Origin of the sequence: Streptomyces marincola, assembly GCF_020410765.1 — a bacterium.
GTDB lineage: Bacteria > Actinomycetota > Actinomycetes > Streptomycetales > Streptomycetaceae > Streptomyces > Streptomyces marincola.
In genome coordinates, this window is sequence record NZ_CP084541.1 from 2,568,612 (window position 1) to 2,583,444 (window position 14,833).

The 14,833-nt window shown below is 74.9% G+C and carries 13 protein-coding genes; 7 read left to right on the plus strand and 6 right to left on the minus strand.

All coding sequences use genetic code 11. The annotated features are described in order from the left end of the window. Positions 1-70 precede the first annotated feature (70 nt). Entirely contained in the window at positions 71-334 is a 264-nt protein-coding gene (locus tag LC193_RS10775; RefSeq protein WP_049578918.1) for a WhiB family transcriptional regulator, read from the minus strand. Positions 335-904: 570 nt separating this feature from the next. Here LC193_RS10775 and LC193_RS10780 point away from each other — a divergent pair. The 3 genes from LC193_RS10780 to LC193_RS10790 are packed head-to-tail and all read left to right on the plus strand — an operon-like array spanning position 905 to position 3,709. Continuing rightward, positions 905-1,402 carry a cysteine dioxygenase gene (locus tag LC193_RS10780; protein WP_226073626.1) on the plus strand — a complete coding sequence of 166 codons (498 nt, stop codon included), beginning with the start codon at positions 905-907 and terminating at the stop codon, positions 1,400-1,402. Positions 1,403-1,415: 13 nt separating this feature from the next. Continuing rightward, the gene (cofD, locus tag LC193_RS10785; RefSeq protein WP_226073628.1) at positions 1,416-2,381 is read left to right on the plus strand and encodes a 2-phospho-L-lactate transferase; all 966 of its coding nucleotides are present in this window, start codon (positions 1,416-1,418) and stop codon (positions 2,379-2,381) included. Beyond that, entirely contained in the window at positions 2,378-3,709 is a 1,332-nt protein-coding gene (locus LC193_RS10790; protein WP_226073629.1) for a coenzyme F420-0:L-glutamate ligase, read from the plus strand. Before cofD ends, LC193_RS10790 begins: the two co-directional genes overlap by 4 nt. Before the next feature lie 44 nt (positions 3,710-3,753). On the opposite strand, the gene LC193_RS10795 is transcribed toward LC193_RS10790, so the two are convergent. Further along, entirely contained in the window at positions 3,754-4,833 is a 1,080-nt protein-coding gene (locus LC193_RS10795; RefSeq protein ID WP_226073631.1) for an LCP family protein, read from the minus strand. 128 nt (positions 4,834-4,961) lie between these two features. Here LC193_RS10795 and LC193_RS10800 point away from each other — a divergent pair, with 128 nt between their 5' ends. Beyond that, positions 4,962-5,939 carry a glycosyltransferase family 2 protein gene (locus LC193_RS10800; RefSeq protein ID WP_226078547.1) on the plus strand — a complete coding sequence of 326 codons (978 nt, stop codon included), beginning with the start codon at positions 4,962-4,964 and terminating at the stop codon, positions 5,937-5,939. A gap of 54 nt (positions 5,940-5,993) precedes the next feature. On the opposite strand, the gene LC193_RS10805 is transcribed toward LC193_RS10800, so the two are convergent. The 3 genes from LC193_RS10805 to LC193_RS10815 form a co-directional block, all read right to left on the minus strand. After that, positions 5,994-7,499 (minus strand): LCP family protein, encoded by a 1,506-nt coding sequence (locus LC193_RS10805; protein ID WP_226073632.1) that lies wholly within the window; start codon positions 7,497-7,499, stop codon positions 5,994-5,996. Positions 7,500-7,895: 396 nt separating this feature from the next. Further along, positions 7,896-9,635 carry an LCP family protein gene (locus tag LC193_RS10810; protein WP_318842142.1) on the minus strand — a complete coding sequence of 580 codons (1,740 nt, stop codon included), beginning with the start codon at positions 9,633-9,635 and terminating at the stop codon, positions 7,896-7,898. Between the two features lie 784 nt (positions 9,636-10,419). Beyond that, the gene (locus LC193_RS10815; RefSeq protein ID WP_226073634.1) at positions 10,420-11,172 is read right to left on the minus strand and encodes a TIGR03089 family protein; all 753 of its coding nucleotides are present in this window, start codon (positions 11,170-11,172) and stop codon (positions 10,420-10,422) included. 362 nt (positions 11,173-11,534) lie between these two features. Between LC193_RS10815 and LC193_RS10820 the strand changes: the two genes are divergently transcribed. The 3 genes from LC193_RS10820 to LC193_RS10830 all read left to right on the plus strand — a co-directional run bounded on the left by LC193_RS10820 (position 11,535) and on the right by LC193_RS10830 (position 14,205). Next, entirely contained in the window at positions 11,535-12,641 is a 1,107-nt protein-coding gene (locus LC193_RS10820; RefSeq protein WP_226073635.1) for a peptidoglycan recognition protein family protein, read from the plus strand. 117 nt (positions 12,642-12,758) lie between these two features. Beyond that, the gene (locus LC193_RS10825) at positions 12,759-13,664 is read left to right on the plus strand and encodes a DNA-3-methyladenine glycosylase family protein (RefSeq protein WP_226073636.1); all 906 of its coding nucleotides are present in this window, start codon (positions 12,759-12,761) and stop codon (positions 13,662-13,664) included. 136 nt (positions 13,665-13,800) lie between these two features. Beyond that, positions 13,801-14,205 (plus strand): DnaJ family domain-containing protein, encoded by a 405-nt coding sequence (locus LC193_RS10830; RefSeq protein ID WP_226073638.1) that lies wholly within the window; start codon positions 13,801-13,803, stop codon positions 14,203-14,205. A gap of 30 nt (positions 14,206-14,235) precedes the next feature. Here the strand turns inward: LC193_RS10830 and LC193_RS10835 are convergent, their stop codons facing one another. Further along, positions 14,236-14,760, minus strand: coding sequence for an acyl-CoA thioesterase (locus LC193_RS10835; protein ID WP_226073640.1), 525 nt, complete (start codon positions 14,758-14,760; stop codon positions 14,236-14,238). Positions 14,761-14,833 lie beyond the last annotated feature (73 nt).

Sequence of the window (14,833 nt, forward strand, 5' to 3'; positions counted from 1 at the left end):
GCACCACACTAGCGCCCGCCGGGCCGACGCGGATGCGGTCAGCGGCCGGTCACCTGCTGTCGCTCCGTGCTCAGACAGCGGCCTTCTTGAGACGTCGGCGTTCACGCTCGGACAATCCGCCCCAGATGCCGAAACGTTCGTCGTTCGCGAGCGCGTATTCGAGGCATTCGGACCGCACCTCGCAGGCGAGACAGACTTTCTTCGCCTCGCGTGTGGAACCGCCCTTCTCGGGGAAGAACGACTCGGGATCGGTCTGGGCGCACAGGGCGCGTTCCTGCCAGCCCAGTTCCTCGTCCGCCTGATCGACCAGCAGTTGCTGGAACAGCTCGGTCATATGCGCGCCCCTCGTCTTCTTTGCTTCCCCGTGATGCCGCTGTTATCGATACCGCTCGAACGACACGAGTGAAATTACAGGCGGGGTGCTCACTGGCAGTCAAGCCACGATCTGTTATTCACCCGATGATTCACCCTGTGGCACCACAAGCGCACGGAAAGTGTTCAAATCGACACAAAGTCACACCACTGGCCACGGTCTGCTGCCGTGTAATCCCGTTCCACTTCCACCACCTCCCCACATATCCCTACGGATCGCCTCGGGTCGTGCCGCCCGCACCCGTGAAGGACGAACGAGTCCCCGGATCTGTTGCGCCCTATGCGGGACAGCGATCAGGATCACAGCCGGATCACGGACGGGCAACGGCCCTCGGGCCCGCGGACAGCGCCGCGGTGGGTGCCCTTCTGTCCGTGAATCAGCCGCATAAACCTTTCCTCGGCCCGTACGGCGCGAAGTGGTGAAACGGGGTGGAAGAATGTCCCCGGCACCGGGCGCGCGCCCGGGCCCGCTCGCGGCGGCCGTTCCGCCGCGGCGCCCATCCGCACCGACCGATGGCGACACCTCCACTCCATGGACAACGACAACGCGATCGCCGGCGACCCGCTGGCGCTGCCGCACCTGCTGCCGCCCGTTCCCGAGCACCCGTCCACCGTCGCGCAGTTCGCGGCCCTGGCCACCGCGCTCGCGGGTGATCGCGCGTGTTGGGCGCCCCTGGTGCGGTACGACGCGGCCAGCCGCTGGTACCACCGGCTGCGCACGGGCCCCGGGTACGAGGTGTGGCTGCTGAGCTGGGTGCCGGGGCAGGGCAGCGGGCGGCACGACCACGGCGCCTCCACCGGCCTGTACACCGTGCTCGACGGCGCGCTCACCGAGGAGGCGCGCGGCGGGAGCCGCGTGCTGGCGCCGGGTGCGCTGCGGATGCTCGCGCCCGGCTCCGTGCACGAGGTCGTCAACGTCTCGCTCGCCCCGGCCGTCAGCCTGCACGTCTACTTCCCCGGGCTCACCGAGATGCGCATGCACCCCAGGTCCCGCGCGGAACCCGTGCCCCGGGACTCCCTCGCCTGCTGACAGACTGGGCCGCATGCAACGCATCGTGGTTCTGTCCGGCGGTATCGGCGGCGCCCGCTTCCTGCGCGGCCTGCGGCGCGCCGCCCCCGAGGCCGGCATCACCGTCATCGGCAACACCGGTGACGACATCCATCTGTTCGGCCTGAAGGTGTGTCCCGACCTCGACACGGTGATGTACACGCTGGGCGGCGGCATCCACGAGGAGCAGGGCTGGGGCCGGGCGGACGAGACGTTCGCCGTGAAGGAGGAGCTGGCCGCCTACGGCGTCGGCCCCGAGTGGTTCGGCCTGGGCGACCGGGACTTCGCCACCCACATCGTCAGGACCCAGATGGTCGGGGCGGGTTATCCGCTCAGCGCCGTGACCGAGGCGCTGTGCCGCCGCTGGGAGCCGGGCGTGACGCTGCTGCCGATGACGGACGACCGGGTCGAGACGCACGTCGTCGTCGACGACGGCGAGGGCGGGCGCAAGGCCGTGCACTTCCAGGAGTACTGGGTGCGCATGCGCGCCTCGGTGCCCGCGCACGCCGTGGTGCCGGTGGGCGCGGACCAGGCGACGCCCGCCCCCGGCGTGCTCCAAGCGCTCGCCGAGGCCGATGTGATCATCTTCCCGCCCTCGAACCCCGTCGTGAGCGTCGGCACCATCCTGGCCGTGCCCGGCGTGCGCGAGGGCATCGCCGAGGCGGGCGTGCCGGTGGTGGGCCTGTCCCCGATCATCGGGAACGCCCCGGTGCGCGGCATGGCCGACAAGGTGCTCGCCGCCGTCGGCGTGCCCGCGACCGCCGCGGCCGTCGCCCAGCACTACGGCTCCGGGCTGCTCGACGGCTGGCTCGTGGACACCGTCGACGCGGACGCCGTCGGCGCGGTGGAGGCGGACGGCATCCGCTGCCGGGCCGTTCCCCTGCTGATGACCGACCTCGACGCCACCGCCGCGATGGCGCGCGAGGCCCTCGCGCTCGCCGAGGAGGTCAGGGCCGCATGACCGCTCCGGACGCCGCCGCGCCCCCCGCCTACCGGGTGTGGGCCCTGCCGGGCGTGCCCGAGGTCGCGCCGGGCGACGAGCCGGCCAAGCTGATCGCCGAGGCCGCCACGGCTCCCGGGCTGCCCGGGCTCGTCGACGGCGACATCCTCGTCGTCACCTCGAAGATCCTCAGCAAGGCGGAGGGCCGCGTGCTGCGCGCCGACGACCGGGAGGAGGCCATCGACGCGGAGACCGTGCGCGTCGTCGCGCGGCGCGGTCCCGCCCGCATCGTCGAGACCCGGCACGGCTTCGTGATGGCGGCGGCCGGGGTCGACGCCTCCAACACCCCGCCGGGCACGGTGCTGCTGCTGCCCGAGGACCCCGACGCCTCGGCCGCCCGCGTACGGGACGGGCTGCGCGCGCTGCTGGGCGTCGAGGTCGGGGTGGTCGTGACCGACACGTTCGGCCGGCCCTGGCGCGAGGGGCAGACGGACGTCGCGATCGGCGCCGCCGGCGTCGAGGTGCTCGACGACCTGCGCGGCAGGACCGACCCGCACGGCAACCCGCTCGGCGTGACCATCACCGCCGTCGCGGACGAGATCGCCGCCGCGGGCGAACTGGTCAAGGGCAAGACGGACGGCCTGCCGGTCGCCGTCGTCCGCGGCCTCGGCCACCGGGTCGTCGCGGCGGGCGGCACCGGGCGCGACCTGATCCGCCCGGCCGCCGACGACATGTTCAGGCTCGGCACCTCGGAGGCCGTGCGCGAGGCGGTGACGCTGCGCCGCACGGTGCGGGAGTTCACCGACGCGCCGGTCGACCCGGCGGCCGTGCGCCGGGCGGTGGCCGCCGCGGTGACCGCGCCCGCGCCGCACCACACCACGCCGTGGCGGTTCGTGCTGCTCGAATCGGCGGAGGCCAGGACCGCGCTGCTCGACGCGATGCGCGAGGCGTGGATCGCGGACCTGCGGCGCGACGGGAAGTCCGAGGAGAGCATCGAACGCCGCGTCCGGCGCGGCGAGGTGCTGCGGGCCGCCCCCTACCTCGTGGTGCCCTGCCTCGTCGCGGACGGGGCGCACGACTACCCGGACGCGCGCCGGGCCGCCGCGGAACGCGAGATGTTCGTGGTGGCCGCGGGCGCCGGCGTGCAGAACCTGCTGGTGGCCCTGGCCGGGGAGGGGCTCGGCTCGGCCTGGGTCTCCTCGACGATGTTCTGCCGCGACGTGGTGCGCGCGACGCTCGGCCTGCCGGAGGACTGGGACCCGATGGGCACGGTCGCCGTGGGCCACGCCGCCGCGCCCCCGCGCCCCCGCCCGCCGCGCGCCGCCGACGCGTTCATCACCGTCCGCTGACCCGCGGGCGCCCGGTGAGCCGCGTGGCGCCCGGGTGCCCGCGCTCAGCAGGTGATCTCGTCCGCGCGGGCCGTGGCCGCCGGTCCCGGCGTGCCGCCCGCGCCCTCGGGACGCGGCGGCTCCGGCAGCGGGCCGTCGACGCGCAGCGCCGCGAACAGGCGGCCCGCCGCCTCCCGGTCCCACACCACCGTCGAGCCGAGCCCCGGCACGTGCCGCGCGGTGTCCGCGACGGGCACGGAGGTGAAACGGGCCTGCGCGGTCTCGAAGTGCCGCAGCACGCCGGCGAGCGCGAGCATCTCCTCGGCGCCGAAGCCGGGGTCGGCGCGCACCGAGCCGAGCAGCGCCCGCGCGGTGGCGCCGGCCTTCGCCGGGTTGAGCAGCACGCCGCTGCTGACGGCCTCGTCGAGGAACGCGGCCAGGAAGCGCTGCTGCCGTTCCATGCGGGCGAAGTCCGAGCCGCCGTCGAGGTGGCGGGCCCGCACGTACGCGAGGGCCTCGGCGCCGTCCAGCCTGCTGGTGCCGGCCGGCAGGTCGAGCCCCGAGTAACTGTCCTTCAACGGGCGCGCGCTGCACAGCCGCACGCCGCCGACCTCGTCCACCGCGCGCATGAAACTGACGAAGCTGACCTCGACGTAGTGGTCGACGCGCAGCCCCGTCAGCCCCTCGACGGTGCTGACCATGAGGGGCGGGCCGCCGTGCGAGAGCGCGGCGTTGAGCTTGTCGGCGTGCGCCGGGTGCCGTTCCCCCGAGTCCGCGAAGTCGTGCGCGGGCAGCTCGGCGTAGGAGTCGCGCGGCAGGCTCACGACGGTGGCGCGGTCGCGGGCCTCGGACACGTGCAGCAGCAGCACGGCGTCCGCGCACCGGCACGAGGCGTCCCCGACGTGGTACCTGTCGCGTTCCTCCGCGGTGAGGCCTTCGCGTGAATCGGTGCCGATGAGCAGGATGTTGAGCCCCGCCCCGGCCTCGGGCCGCTCGCGGAGGCCGCGGAACGGGTCGACCCGGTGGACGCCGTTCTCCGCCGAGGTGACCATCGCGTGGCCGGCGCCGCTGGCCGTGAGCACCAGCGCGGCCAGCGCGGTCGCGATGCGCAGCCCCCAGCGGCGGCCGTCGCGTCGAGCGTGCATGCGGACACCTCCCGCGGTCACCGTATGGCCATACGATCTACGGCCCTGGGGTGGCGCGCGCCCGGGTCCCCCGATCGCGGTAACGTGAGCCGGTGAGCAGCATTCCGACTGACGCCGTGTCCGTGATCATGCCGGTGCTGAACGAGGAGCGGCATCTGCGCGACTCGGTACGGCACATCCTGCGACAGGACTACCCCGGCGAGATCGAAGTGGTGATCGCCCTCGGCCCGTCCACGGACCGGACGGACGAGATCGCGGCCGAGCTGGTCGCGGAGGACCCGCGGGTGCGGACCGTTCCCAACCCGACGGGCCGCACGCCCGCCGGGCTCAACGCCGCCATCGCGGCCTCGCGGCACCCGGTCGTGGTGCGCGTCGACGGGCACGGCATGCTCTCGCCCAACTACATCGCCACCGCCGTGCGGCTGCTCGAAGAGACCGGCGCGGCCAACGTCGGCGGCATCATGCACGCCGAGGGCGAGAACGACTGGGAGCGCGCCGTCGCCGCGGCGATGACGTCGAAGATCGGCGTGGGGAACGCGGCGTTCCACACCGGCGGCGCGGCCGGTGCGGCGGAAACGGTGTACCTGGGGGTGTTCCGCCGCGAGGTCCTGGAGCAACAGGGCGGCTACAACGAGGAGTTCATCCGCGCGCAGGACTGGGAGCTGAACTACCGCATCCGGCAGGCCGGCGGGCTGATCTGGTTCTCGCCCGAGCTGCTGGTGTCCTACCGGCCCAGGCCCTCGATGCGGGCGCTCGGCAAGCAGTACCGGAACTACGGGCGTTGGCGGCGCGTGGTGGCCCGTTACCACGCCGGGTCGATCAACCCGCGCTATCTCGCGCCGCCGGCCGCCGTGCTCGCCATCGCGGCGGGCACGGTGGCGGGCGCGGTGCTCACGCCGTGGGCGTTCGTCGTGCCGGGCGGCTACGTCGCCGCGATCGTCCTGGGCTCGCTGCCCGCGGGCCGCGGCCTGCCGCCGGGGGCCAGGGCGCGCATCCCGCTGGCCCTGGCGACGATGCACATGGCGTGGGGCTGGGGCTTCCTGACCAGCCCGCGCAAGCTGGCCCGCAAGGTGGCCGCGAGCCGCCGCGAGCCGGTCACCACCTGACGCGCGACCCGCGCGTGACGCGGCCCGCCGCGCGGTGGGCCGCCGCGTGGCGGGTCACCACGTGTAGAGCGGGTTGACCTCCATGCAGTCGCTGCTCCGGCCGGACAGGATGTCCTCGCTCTCCACGGCCGGCTCCTCGGGCTCCGCCTCCCCCGCCGGGTCGGCCGGGTCCGGCTCGGGGAAGCCCGCGCCCTCCCGCCAGTCGGCGCCGATCACCAGGGTGACGCGGTCGACGTCGGACGCGGTGCGGACCGCGCTGCCCGGCAGGCCGAGCGCCTCGGCCAGGGCCTCGGCGTTGGCCTGGTCGTCGAGCTCCGGGTAGAGCAGTTCCGTGGTCTCCGCCGAGGCGGGCGTGGCGTCGGTGGCCGCGGCGGTCCAGCCCAGCCGGCGCAGCTCGTCGGTGATGACGCCGGCCCGGCCCGGCACCGGGGCGAAGGAGGCGGTGCCGGTGCCGTTGCGCACGGCGACCTCGACCTCGGCGGGCGGGTCCGCCGTCGGGGCCGGGCTCCCCGGCTCATCGCTCGCGTCGGGCTCCGCGGGCTCCGCGTCCTGGTCGTCCAGCGGTATGTCGTCGCGCAGCAGCGCGAACAGCGCCTCGGCGCGCCTCGGGTCGGGAACGATCGTCACGTTCGGCGCGGCCGGGTCGGGTATCCAGGGCAGGGTCACCATGTTGATGCGGTCGTTGGGCACCTGCCGCAGGTCGCCCGCGAGGTCGTACAGGGCCTGGACGGAACCGAGTTCGTGGTCGACGGTGAGCGCGTCGGTGGCCGCCTCCGCCAGGCGCATCAGCTCGGCCGGGTCGGTGAGCGACGCGCTCGACTGCAACTCGGACACCATGTTGCTCAGGTAGAGCTGCTGCGCCTTGGTGCGCCCGATGTCGCTGCCGTCGCCGAACCCCCGCCTGGTGCGCAGCCATTGGAGGGCCTGCTCGCCCTCGATGACGGTCTCGCCGGCCTCAAGGCGCAGGCCCGACTTGGGGTCGTCCACGTTGGCGTCGACGCACACGGGAACCCCGCCGACCGCGTCCGCCATGTCCACGACGCCGGCGAAGTCGACCATCATGAAGTGGTCGATGTAGACGCCGGTCAGGTCCTGCCAGGTGTCGACGACGCAGCCGGGACCGCCGTTGGACAGCGCGGTGTTGATCGACGCCGACTCCTCGGCCGGGTGCACCTCGCCGGTCTCGGGGTCGGTGCACTCGGGCAGGGGCACCTGGGTGTCGCGCGGGATCGAGATCAGGCTGATGTTGCTGCGGTCGGCCGAGGCGTGCAGCAGCATCTGCACGTCCGCGCGGATCGGGCCGCCGGCGAGGTCGCGGGCGCCGCCGAGTTCCTGGTTCTCCTCGCCCTCGCGCGAGTCGGAGCCGAGGAGCAGGATGTTCAACGGCGTCTGGCCGTCCGCGTTGGGCTCGGGCGGCTTGAGGTCGCTGCCGCCCGCGGTGCGGTCACTCCTGGTGATGTTGCCGTTGAGGTGCTCCAGGTAGAGGTAGCCGGCGACGGCGACCGCGGCGATGAGGAACGCCAGCGAGCCCGCGGTCCACACCAGGATCCGGCGCCACACGGGAACGGGCCGCTTGCCCGCGCGCCCCGCACCTCCGCCGCCGGACGGCTCGGCCGCCGCGGGGGCGTCCGCCTGGCCGGGCGTGCCCTGCGCCGCGGCGTCGTGCGCGGGCCCGTTCGGTTCGGCAACGCCCTCGGCGGGCGGAACGGGACGCGGACCCGGAACACCCCCGGGCCCTGATGCGGGCGCGCCGGGGGCGGAGGCTGAGCCGGGCGGGGTGCCGGGGGCGGGCCCGCCGGCCTTCCTGCGTCTGCCGCCCCGGCGCGCGGCGGGGCGCTCCCCGGGCGCGGAGCGGCCGTCGTCCTCGCCGCGTATACCGCTGCTCCGCACGGGTACCCCCCGGTCGTCTTGTTCGTTCATCCGCGCCCGCGCGGGGCGTTCCCCCGGGCGTTCCCCTCAGGCACAGACGTTCTCGTTGTCCGCCTCGATGCTGCGCAGGTCCTCGGGCCGCTCGGCGGGGACCTCGATCGGATTGCCCGCGCCCCTGAAGTCGTCGCCGAGGATGAGGACCATCGGCGCGTCGCCCGCGTCGGCGGACTGCTCCTGCAACGCGGAGTCCGGCAGGCCCATCATCTCCGCGAGCCGCGCCGCCTGGCCGGCCTGGTCGGGGCCGTACTCCAGGGTCGTCGTCTCCTGGGGGGCGGGCGCGTTGCCGCCGTTGGTGGAGAGCGGCACGCCCTGCTGGATCTGGAGCCAGTCCAGCGTCTCCTGGGCGGCGCCCAGCACGTCGCCGCCGTTGAAGACGTCGACGCGCACCTCGGCGGCAGGCACCATGTCGTTCGCCTGCTCGGCGTCCTCGCCGCCTCCGCCTTCGCCGCCTTCCTCGCCGCTCTCCTCCTCCTCGGCCGTCATGGAGACGTCCTGCTGGAGCATCTGGAAGATCGGCTCGGCGCGGGCCTCGTCGACGACGACGGTGGCCTTGGCGTCCTCGGGCTCGTCCGGGTTGTCGAGCACCGGCAGCGTGATGAAGCTCATGTCGGACATCGGCACCCTGCGCACCTCGGAGGCGAGGCCGTAGAGGTCCTCGATGCTGCCGATGCCGGAGTCCACGGTCAGCGCCCTGGTCGCGGCGTCCGCGAGGTCCCAGAAGCTGCCGAGGCTGGTGAGCACGTTGCTCTCGGTGATCTCACGGGCCATCGAGGCCATGAACTGCTGTTGCAGCTCGATGCGGTTCAGGTCGCTGCCCTGGCCGATCGAGGAGCGCGTGCGCACGAACGCCAGGGCGTCCTCGCCCTCCAGCACGTGCCGTCCGGCGGGGAGTTCGAGGTGCGACTTGGGGTCGTCGATGGGCTCGGTGAGGCAGACCTCGACGCCGCCGACCGCGGTGGACAGGTCCTTGACCGCGTTGAAGTCGGCCATCATGAAGTGGTTGATCTCGACGCCGGTCAGCTCCTCGACCGTGCGCCACACGCAGGTCGGGTCGCGGCCGTCGGTCCCCATGCTCTGGTTGAACCTGGCGCCCTGCGTGCCGGGGATGGTCCGGGTCGAACCGTCCTCGTTGTGGACCTCGCAGTCCGGGATGTCCGTGATCAGGTCGCGCGGGATGCTGAGCCCGGTGGCGTGGGTGCGGTCCTCGGAGAAGTGCATGAGGATCGTGGTGTCGGCGCCCTCGCTCGCGTCGCCGCCGTAGCTCTCGTTGCCCGAGCCGTCGCGGGTGTCGGTGCCGATGAACAGGACGTTGATCGGCGCGTTCGCGCTGTAGTCGTTGTCTATGCCGGTCTCGACCTTGTTGATGTTGCCGTTGAGCCGGTTGTAGGCGTACCAGGCGGTGCCGGCCAGCCCGACGAGGAGCAGCGCGAGCGAGCCGCCGCCCCAGACGAGGACCTTCCGGCCGCGACCGCGCTTCTTCGTCTTGCGGCGGCTCCTGCCGCCACCGCCGCCCTTGGCGCGGCGGTCGCGCTGCGGCGGAACGGGCCGGTCCGTGGCAGGCTCGCGCTCGCCCGGGCGGGACGGCGGCGCGCTGCGCTGGCGCGGCGGCGTGCCGCGTCCGGCGGCCGGGCGGCCGTCGGGCGCGGACGCGCCCGAACCCTGCCCGCGGCCGGGCGGGGGCGACTGCCGCCCGGGCTGCTCACCCGGCGCCGGCTGTCGCGCGCCGGGCAGGCGCAGCTCGTAGTTGCCGGTGTCCGGATTGAACACCCACTGATCCGCGGGATCGATGTCGCCCGCTCCCCCGCGTCCATGAGCTTCCACGTAACCGTGCGCCCTCCGTGTGCCTACTAGAGGATCAGACGGCTCACACTAGCCCCCAGGTTCCGGCCATCGTCCTCCCGGTGACGCATTCCACCTCCGACAAGGAGGCTAATCCTCCGGCTACTTCCCCTTTTTGGGGCTTTTACCGTCTTGCTCTTTACTCTCGCATGGTCTTTTCGAGCAAAGGCCGTGACCCGGCTGCGGCTTCGGCGGCACGGGTCGAACGGCCTGCCGCGGCGTGCGGCGCGTGCGCCCGCGCGCGCTCTCACGGGAGCGCGCGAAAGGGCGCGTGAACGGCGGGTGTCGGCGCGAGTGCGCTGTGTGTCGACGCGGGAGCGCGGGCGGCAAGCGCGGGTGCGGGCGCGAAGGCGGCGGGCGCGGGCGCGAAGGTGGCGGGCGCGGGCGCGAGGTCGGGAGGGGCGGGCGCGAGGTCGGGGAGGGAGGGCGCGAGGCGCGCGGGCTCGGCTCCCGGTCCGCCGGGGGCGCCCGGCCCGCCGGGGCCGTTCGGGACGGCGGGGGCGTCCGGATCGTGAAGCGCGAGCCGGCCGACCCCGGCGACGATCAGGACGAGCACGGCGGCGGCGAGGGCCACCCGCCGCGGCCAGCGACGGGGGGCGCACGGCCGCCGCCGGCCGGATGGGCCGGGTGGGGCGACGAGCCGGTGGCGGGAGATCTGTCGCGGCACCGTCATGGTGACGATCCTGTGGGCGCCCGCCGCCCCCGGCCACCGTCAGGCGGCGAAGTGGGTGACGCGCTCACTCTCCCGGCGCGCGGCGAGCGCCGCGGCGTCGAGCCCGTCGGCGTTGCGGCACAGCACCACGGAGCCGCCGGCGGCGAGCGGCGCGAGCAAGCCTTCCGAGAGGCCGCGCCAACTGCCGTAGTCCATGCGGGACATCACCCGGCAGCCGGGCGCGAGGCCGCGTTCCGCCGCGTCGGCGCGGGCGCGTTCGACCACGACATCACCGGCGAGTTCCGCGCCGTCGACGGCCAGCGCCGGGTCGCCGGGCCCCGGCGGGTCGTAGGCGGCGAACGTGTCGGGCTGCCCCGGCACGGCCACCGCGTAGTCGGTGAACCCCTCGGGCGGCTGCGGGAACCGGGCGCCGAGGGGGCGCAGGGCCAGCGCCACCCGCTCGCCGCCGCACGCGCGCGCCTCCGGCAGCCGTTCCGGGCCGCTGACCACGACGTCCGCGGCGGCCGGGTCCCCGCCGATGTCGGCGACCACCCCGGCGGCGGAGCAGGCCAGCACCCACACGGCCGTCTGCCAGTGCGCCGGCAGCAGCAGGACGACCCGGTCGCCGCGCTGGGCGGCCAGGTCGTCCTGGATGAGGTTGGCGGTCTTCGCCACCCAGTTGGCCAGCGTCGCGGCGGAGAACTCGACCCGTTCGCCGGTCGCGTCGTCGTAGAACGTGAGCAGGGGCCGCGCGGCGTCCACGGCGAGCGTGGAACGCAGCAGGTCGGCCGGGATGCGGTCGTGGATGTTCATCGGCGTCAGCGTACGCCCGCCGGGGACGCCCCGATTCATCACCCTGGGCGATGATCCGACTACTCCACCGATGGACAGGTGGCGCCCGCCATGCCCAGGATCAGGGCATGCGCACCTTTCGCACGTTTCGTGTCGTTCGTGACCGTGCTCGGGTTCACGGCCGCGCCCGGGCCTCCCGCCTCGCGCCGCGCGCCCTGCCCGTGTGCGCCGGGGCGCTCGCCGCCGGCCTGCTCCTGCCCGGCGGGGTGGCCGCAAGCCCCGCGGCCACGCCGGTTCCGGCGGCGGACACCGGCGTTCCGGGCGCCGACACGGGTGTTCACGCGGCGAAACCGGGGGGCGGCGCCCGCCCCGCGGCCGGGGGTGTGCAGTCGTTCCCGCTCCTGCCGCTCGACGCCGCGCCCCGCGTGGCGGGCGACCCGGCCGCGACCGGGCAGTCGGAGGAGGTACCGCCCGGGTCCCGGGGGCTGCCCGCCACGGAGACCCGGCCGTTCGCCCTGCTCGGGGTGCTCTGGGAGGACCCGGCGGCCGGGCCGCCCGGCACCGTCCGGGTCATGACCAGGGCCGTGGCCACCGGCGAGTGGTCGGCGTGGCAGGACCTCGACCCGCGGCCGGCCCACGCGCCCGACGCCGACTCGGCCGAGGCCGGGGACGCCGGTGTCCGCGGCGGCACCGCGCCGCTGTGGACGGGGTTCGCGGACGCGGTCCGCGTGCGCGTCGTGCCGCGCGCGGGCGACCCCGCGCCCGCGCTGCCCGCCGGGCTGCGGCTCGAACTGGTCGACCCGGGCGACGGCTCAGGCGCCACCCCGCCCGCCACCGAGCCGGGTCCGGCCACCGAACACCGCGAACGCCCCGCCGCGGCGGACGGGCACACGGCGCCGCGCCCGCCCGTCACCTCCCGGGCCGGCTGGGGCGCGGACGAGAGCCTGGGCGGGGGCGGCCCCGTGTACACCGACAGCGTGAAGACCGTGTTCGTGCACCACACGGCCGGCAGCAACGCGCCCACGTGCGCCGAGACGCCCGCGGTCCTGCGCGGCATCCACCGGTACCACGTGGAGAGCCAGGGCTGGCGCGACATCGGCTACAACTTCCTCGTCGACGCGTGCGGGACGATCTACGAGGGCCGGGCCGGCGGCGTCGCGGAACCCGTGCGCGGCGCGCACACCCTCGGCTTCAACCACAACAGCATGGGCGTCGCCGTCCTCGGCAGCCACGACGCGACGCCCCCGGGACCGGCCGTGCGCGAGGCCCTGGCCGCGCTCGCGGCCTGGAAGCTCGGCCTGTACGGCGGCGATCCGCTCGGCTCCCGCGACCGCACCTCGGGCGGCGGCACGCACCCGGCGGGCACGACGCTGCGCATGATGAACGTCTCTGGCCACCGCGACGGTACGGCCACCGACTGCCCGGGCGACGGGCTGTACGGCGACCTGCCGGCGGTGCGCGAGGCCGCCGCACGCGCCCAGGGCCGTTGACCGCCGGGCCCGTGACCGTTGAGCGCCGCGCCCCCGGGCTCCGGACGAGGAACGACGGGCCCCGGCCGCCCCGGGCGGGTGACGGCGGCGGGCGCACCGGCGAGTAGCCTGCCCGTCATGCCCGGCCGCACGTGGACCCCGCCCGACCCGTACGACCTGCGCCGCAGCCTGCTCGTGCTGCGGCGCGGGCCGTACGACCCGGCGTTCCGCGCCGAGGGCGACCGCGCGGTGTGGCGCGCGACGCGCACCCCGCAGGGCCCGGCGACGCTGCGTCTCGTGGCGGGCGCGGACATCGAGGCGACGGCGTGGGGCCCCGGCGCGGACTGGCTCCTCGACCGGCTGCCCGCGCTGCTCGGCGCCGAGGACGACCCCGACGCGTTCGTACCGAGGCACCGGCTCGTCGCCGAGGCGCTGCGCCGCCACCGCGGCGTGCGCCTGATCAGGACCGGGCTCGTGCTCGAATCGCTGATCCCGTCGATTCTGGAGCAACGCGTCACCACGGAGGACGCGTACCGGTCGTGGCGGCGGCTGCTGAAGTGGTTCGGCGAGCCCGCGCCGGGACCGGGCGCAGGTCTTGGGATGTTCGTGATGCCCGACCCGGGGACGTTCGCCCGCATCCCGTCGTGGGACTGGCACCGGGCGGGCGTGGACGGCAAGCGGTCGGCGGCGGTCGTGCGCGCCGTGCGCGTCGCGCGCCGCATGGAGGAGGCGGCGGCGATGGCGCTGCCCGAGGCGCTGGCCAGGTTGCAGGCCGTGCCGGGGATCGGCCCGTGGACGGCGGCCGAGACGCTGCAACGCGCCACCGGAGCGCCCGACGCCGTCACCGTCGGGGACCTGCACCTGCCCCGCATCGTCGGGTACGCGCTCGGCGGCGAGGACGGCGCGGACGACGCGCGCATGCTCGAACTGCTCGCGCCGTACGCCGGTCAGCGCTACCGCGCGACCCGGCTGGTCCTGCTGACCGGCGTGGCCCCGGCGCGCCGCGCCCCTCGGCAGCGCCACGCCAACATCGCCCGCCTCTGAACGCCCTGTTCCCTGCCACGCCTGCGGCTCTCCCCCGGTCCCGCCCGCCTCGTTATCCTCGGGAACGCGCCCGGCGCACGGTGCCCGTCCCGCGCCACGGCGCTCGCGCCGTTCCGTCCGGATGGGGGTCCACGCCATGACCGAACGCAAGCCGCCGGGGCTGCCCGTCGAAACCTGGGTCGACCGCCAGATCCGCGAGGCCGAGGAGCGCGGCGAGTTCCGCGATCTGCCGGGCGCGGGCAAGCCGCTCCCCGCGCTCGACCAGCCGTACGACGACCTGTGGTGGGTCAGGGGCAAGATGGCGGAGGAGCAGCTGTCCTACCTGCCGCCGTCCCTCGCCCTGCGCAAGGAGGCCGAGGACGCGCTGGCCGCCGCGCTCGCGGCGCGCGGCGAGCGCGAGGCGGAGCGGATCATCGAGGACGTCAACGAGAAGATCCGGGCCGCGATCCGCCACCCGCTCGAAGGCCCGCCGCTGAACCTGGCGCCCTTCGACACCGCGCACGTCCTGCGCGAGTGGCGCGCGCGGCACGGCCGCGCCTGACCGGGCCCCGAAGGGCGGCGGGACCGCCGGTCACAGGGGCCGCTGCCGCGACTCCAGGATCTCGCGACGCCTGGCCAGCCGGTGGGTGCGGCGGATCTCCGCCTCCTGGTACCGGCGGCGGTCGCGGTCGTCGCCCGGCACGACGGGCGGCACCGGGCGCGGCTTGCCCTCCTCGTCGACGGCGGCGAACACCAGGTACGCGGTGCCGACCCGGGTCGCGGGCGTCGACTCGTTCCACCGCTCCGCGAGCACCTTGACGCCGATCTCCATCGAGGTGCGGCCGGTCCAGTTCACCTGGGCGTGCACATGGACGAGGTCGCCGACCTTGACCGGTTCGAGGAAGACCATCTCGTCCATCGACGCGGTGACGGCCGGGCCTCCCGAGTGCCGCCCGGCGACGGCGCCCGCCGCGTCGTCGACGAGCTTCATGATCACGCCGCCGTGCACGGTGCCGAGCAGGTTCACGTCGTTCTGCGTCATGATGTGCGAGAGCGTGGTGCGCGAGGCGGCGGTGGGCTTGCCCGGGAGTCCGGACGCTTCGGGAAGTTCGGCCATAAAGCCAGCGTAAGCGCCCCTCGCGCGCGCCCGCGTATTGCATCAGGTCTGCCACATTCCCCGCCCCGGGGCC

Excerpts from the sequence above, each read along its gene's own strand:
- LC193_RS10790 (WP_226073629.1), top strand. The coding sequence starts at position 2,378 with ATGACCGCTCCGGACGCCGCCGCGCCCCCCGCCTACCGGGTGTGGGCC.
- LC193_RS10775 (WP_049578918.1), bottom strand. The coding sequence starts at position 334 with ATGACCGAGCTGTTCCAGCAACTGCTGGTCGATCAGGCGGACGAGGAA.
- LC193_RS10815 (WP_226073634.1), bottom strand. The coding sequence starts at position 11,172 with ATGAACATCCACGACCGCATCCCGGCCGACCTGCTGCGTTCCACGCTC.
- cofD (WP_226073628.1), top strand. The coding sequence starts at position 1,416 with ATGCAACGCATCGTGGTTCTGTCCGGCGGTATCGGCGGCGCCCGCTTC.
- LC193_RS10835 (WP_226073640.1), bottom strand. The coding sequence starts at position 14,760 with ATGGCCGAACTTCCCGAAGCGTCCGGACTCCCGGGCAAGCCCACCGCC.
- LC193_RS10795 (WP_226073631.1), bottom strand. The coding sequence starts at position 4,833 with ATGCACGCTCGACGCGACGGCCGCCGCTGGGGGCTGCGCATCGCGACC.
- LC193_RS10830 (WP_226073638.1), top strand. The coding sequence starts at position 13,801 with ATGACCGAACGCAAGCCGCCGGGGCTGCCCGTCGAAACCTGGGTCGAC.
- LC193_RS10825 (WP_226073636.1), top strand. The coding sequence starts at position 12,759 with ATGCCCGGCCGCACGTGGACCCCGCCCGACCCGTACGACCTGCGCCGC.
- LC193_RS10780 (WP_226073626.1), top strand. The coding sequence starts at position 905 with ATGGACAACGACAACGCGATCGCCGGCGACCCGCTGGCGCTGCCGCAC.
- LC193_RS10800 (WP_226078547.1), top strand. The coding sequence starts at position 4,962 with ATGCCGGTGCTGAACGAGGAGCGGCATCTGCGCGACTCGGTACGGCAC.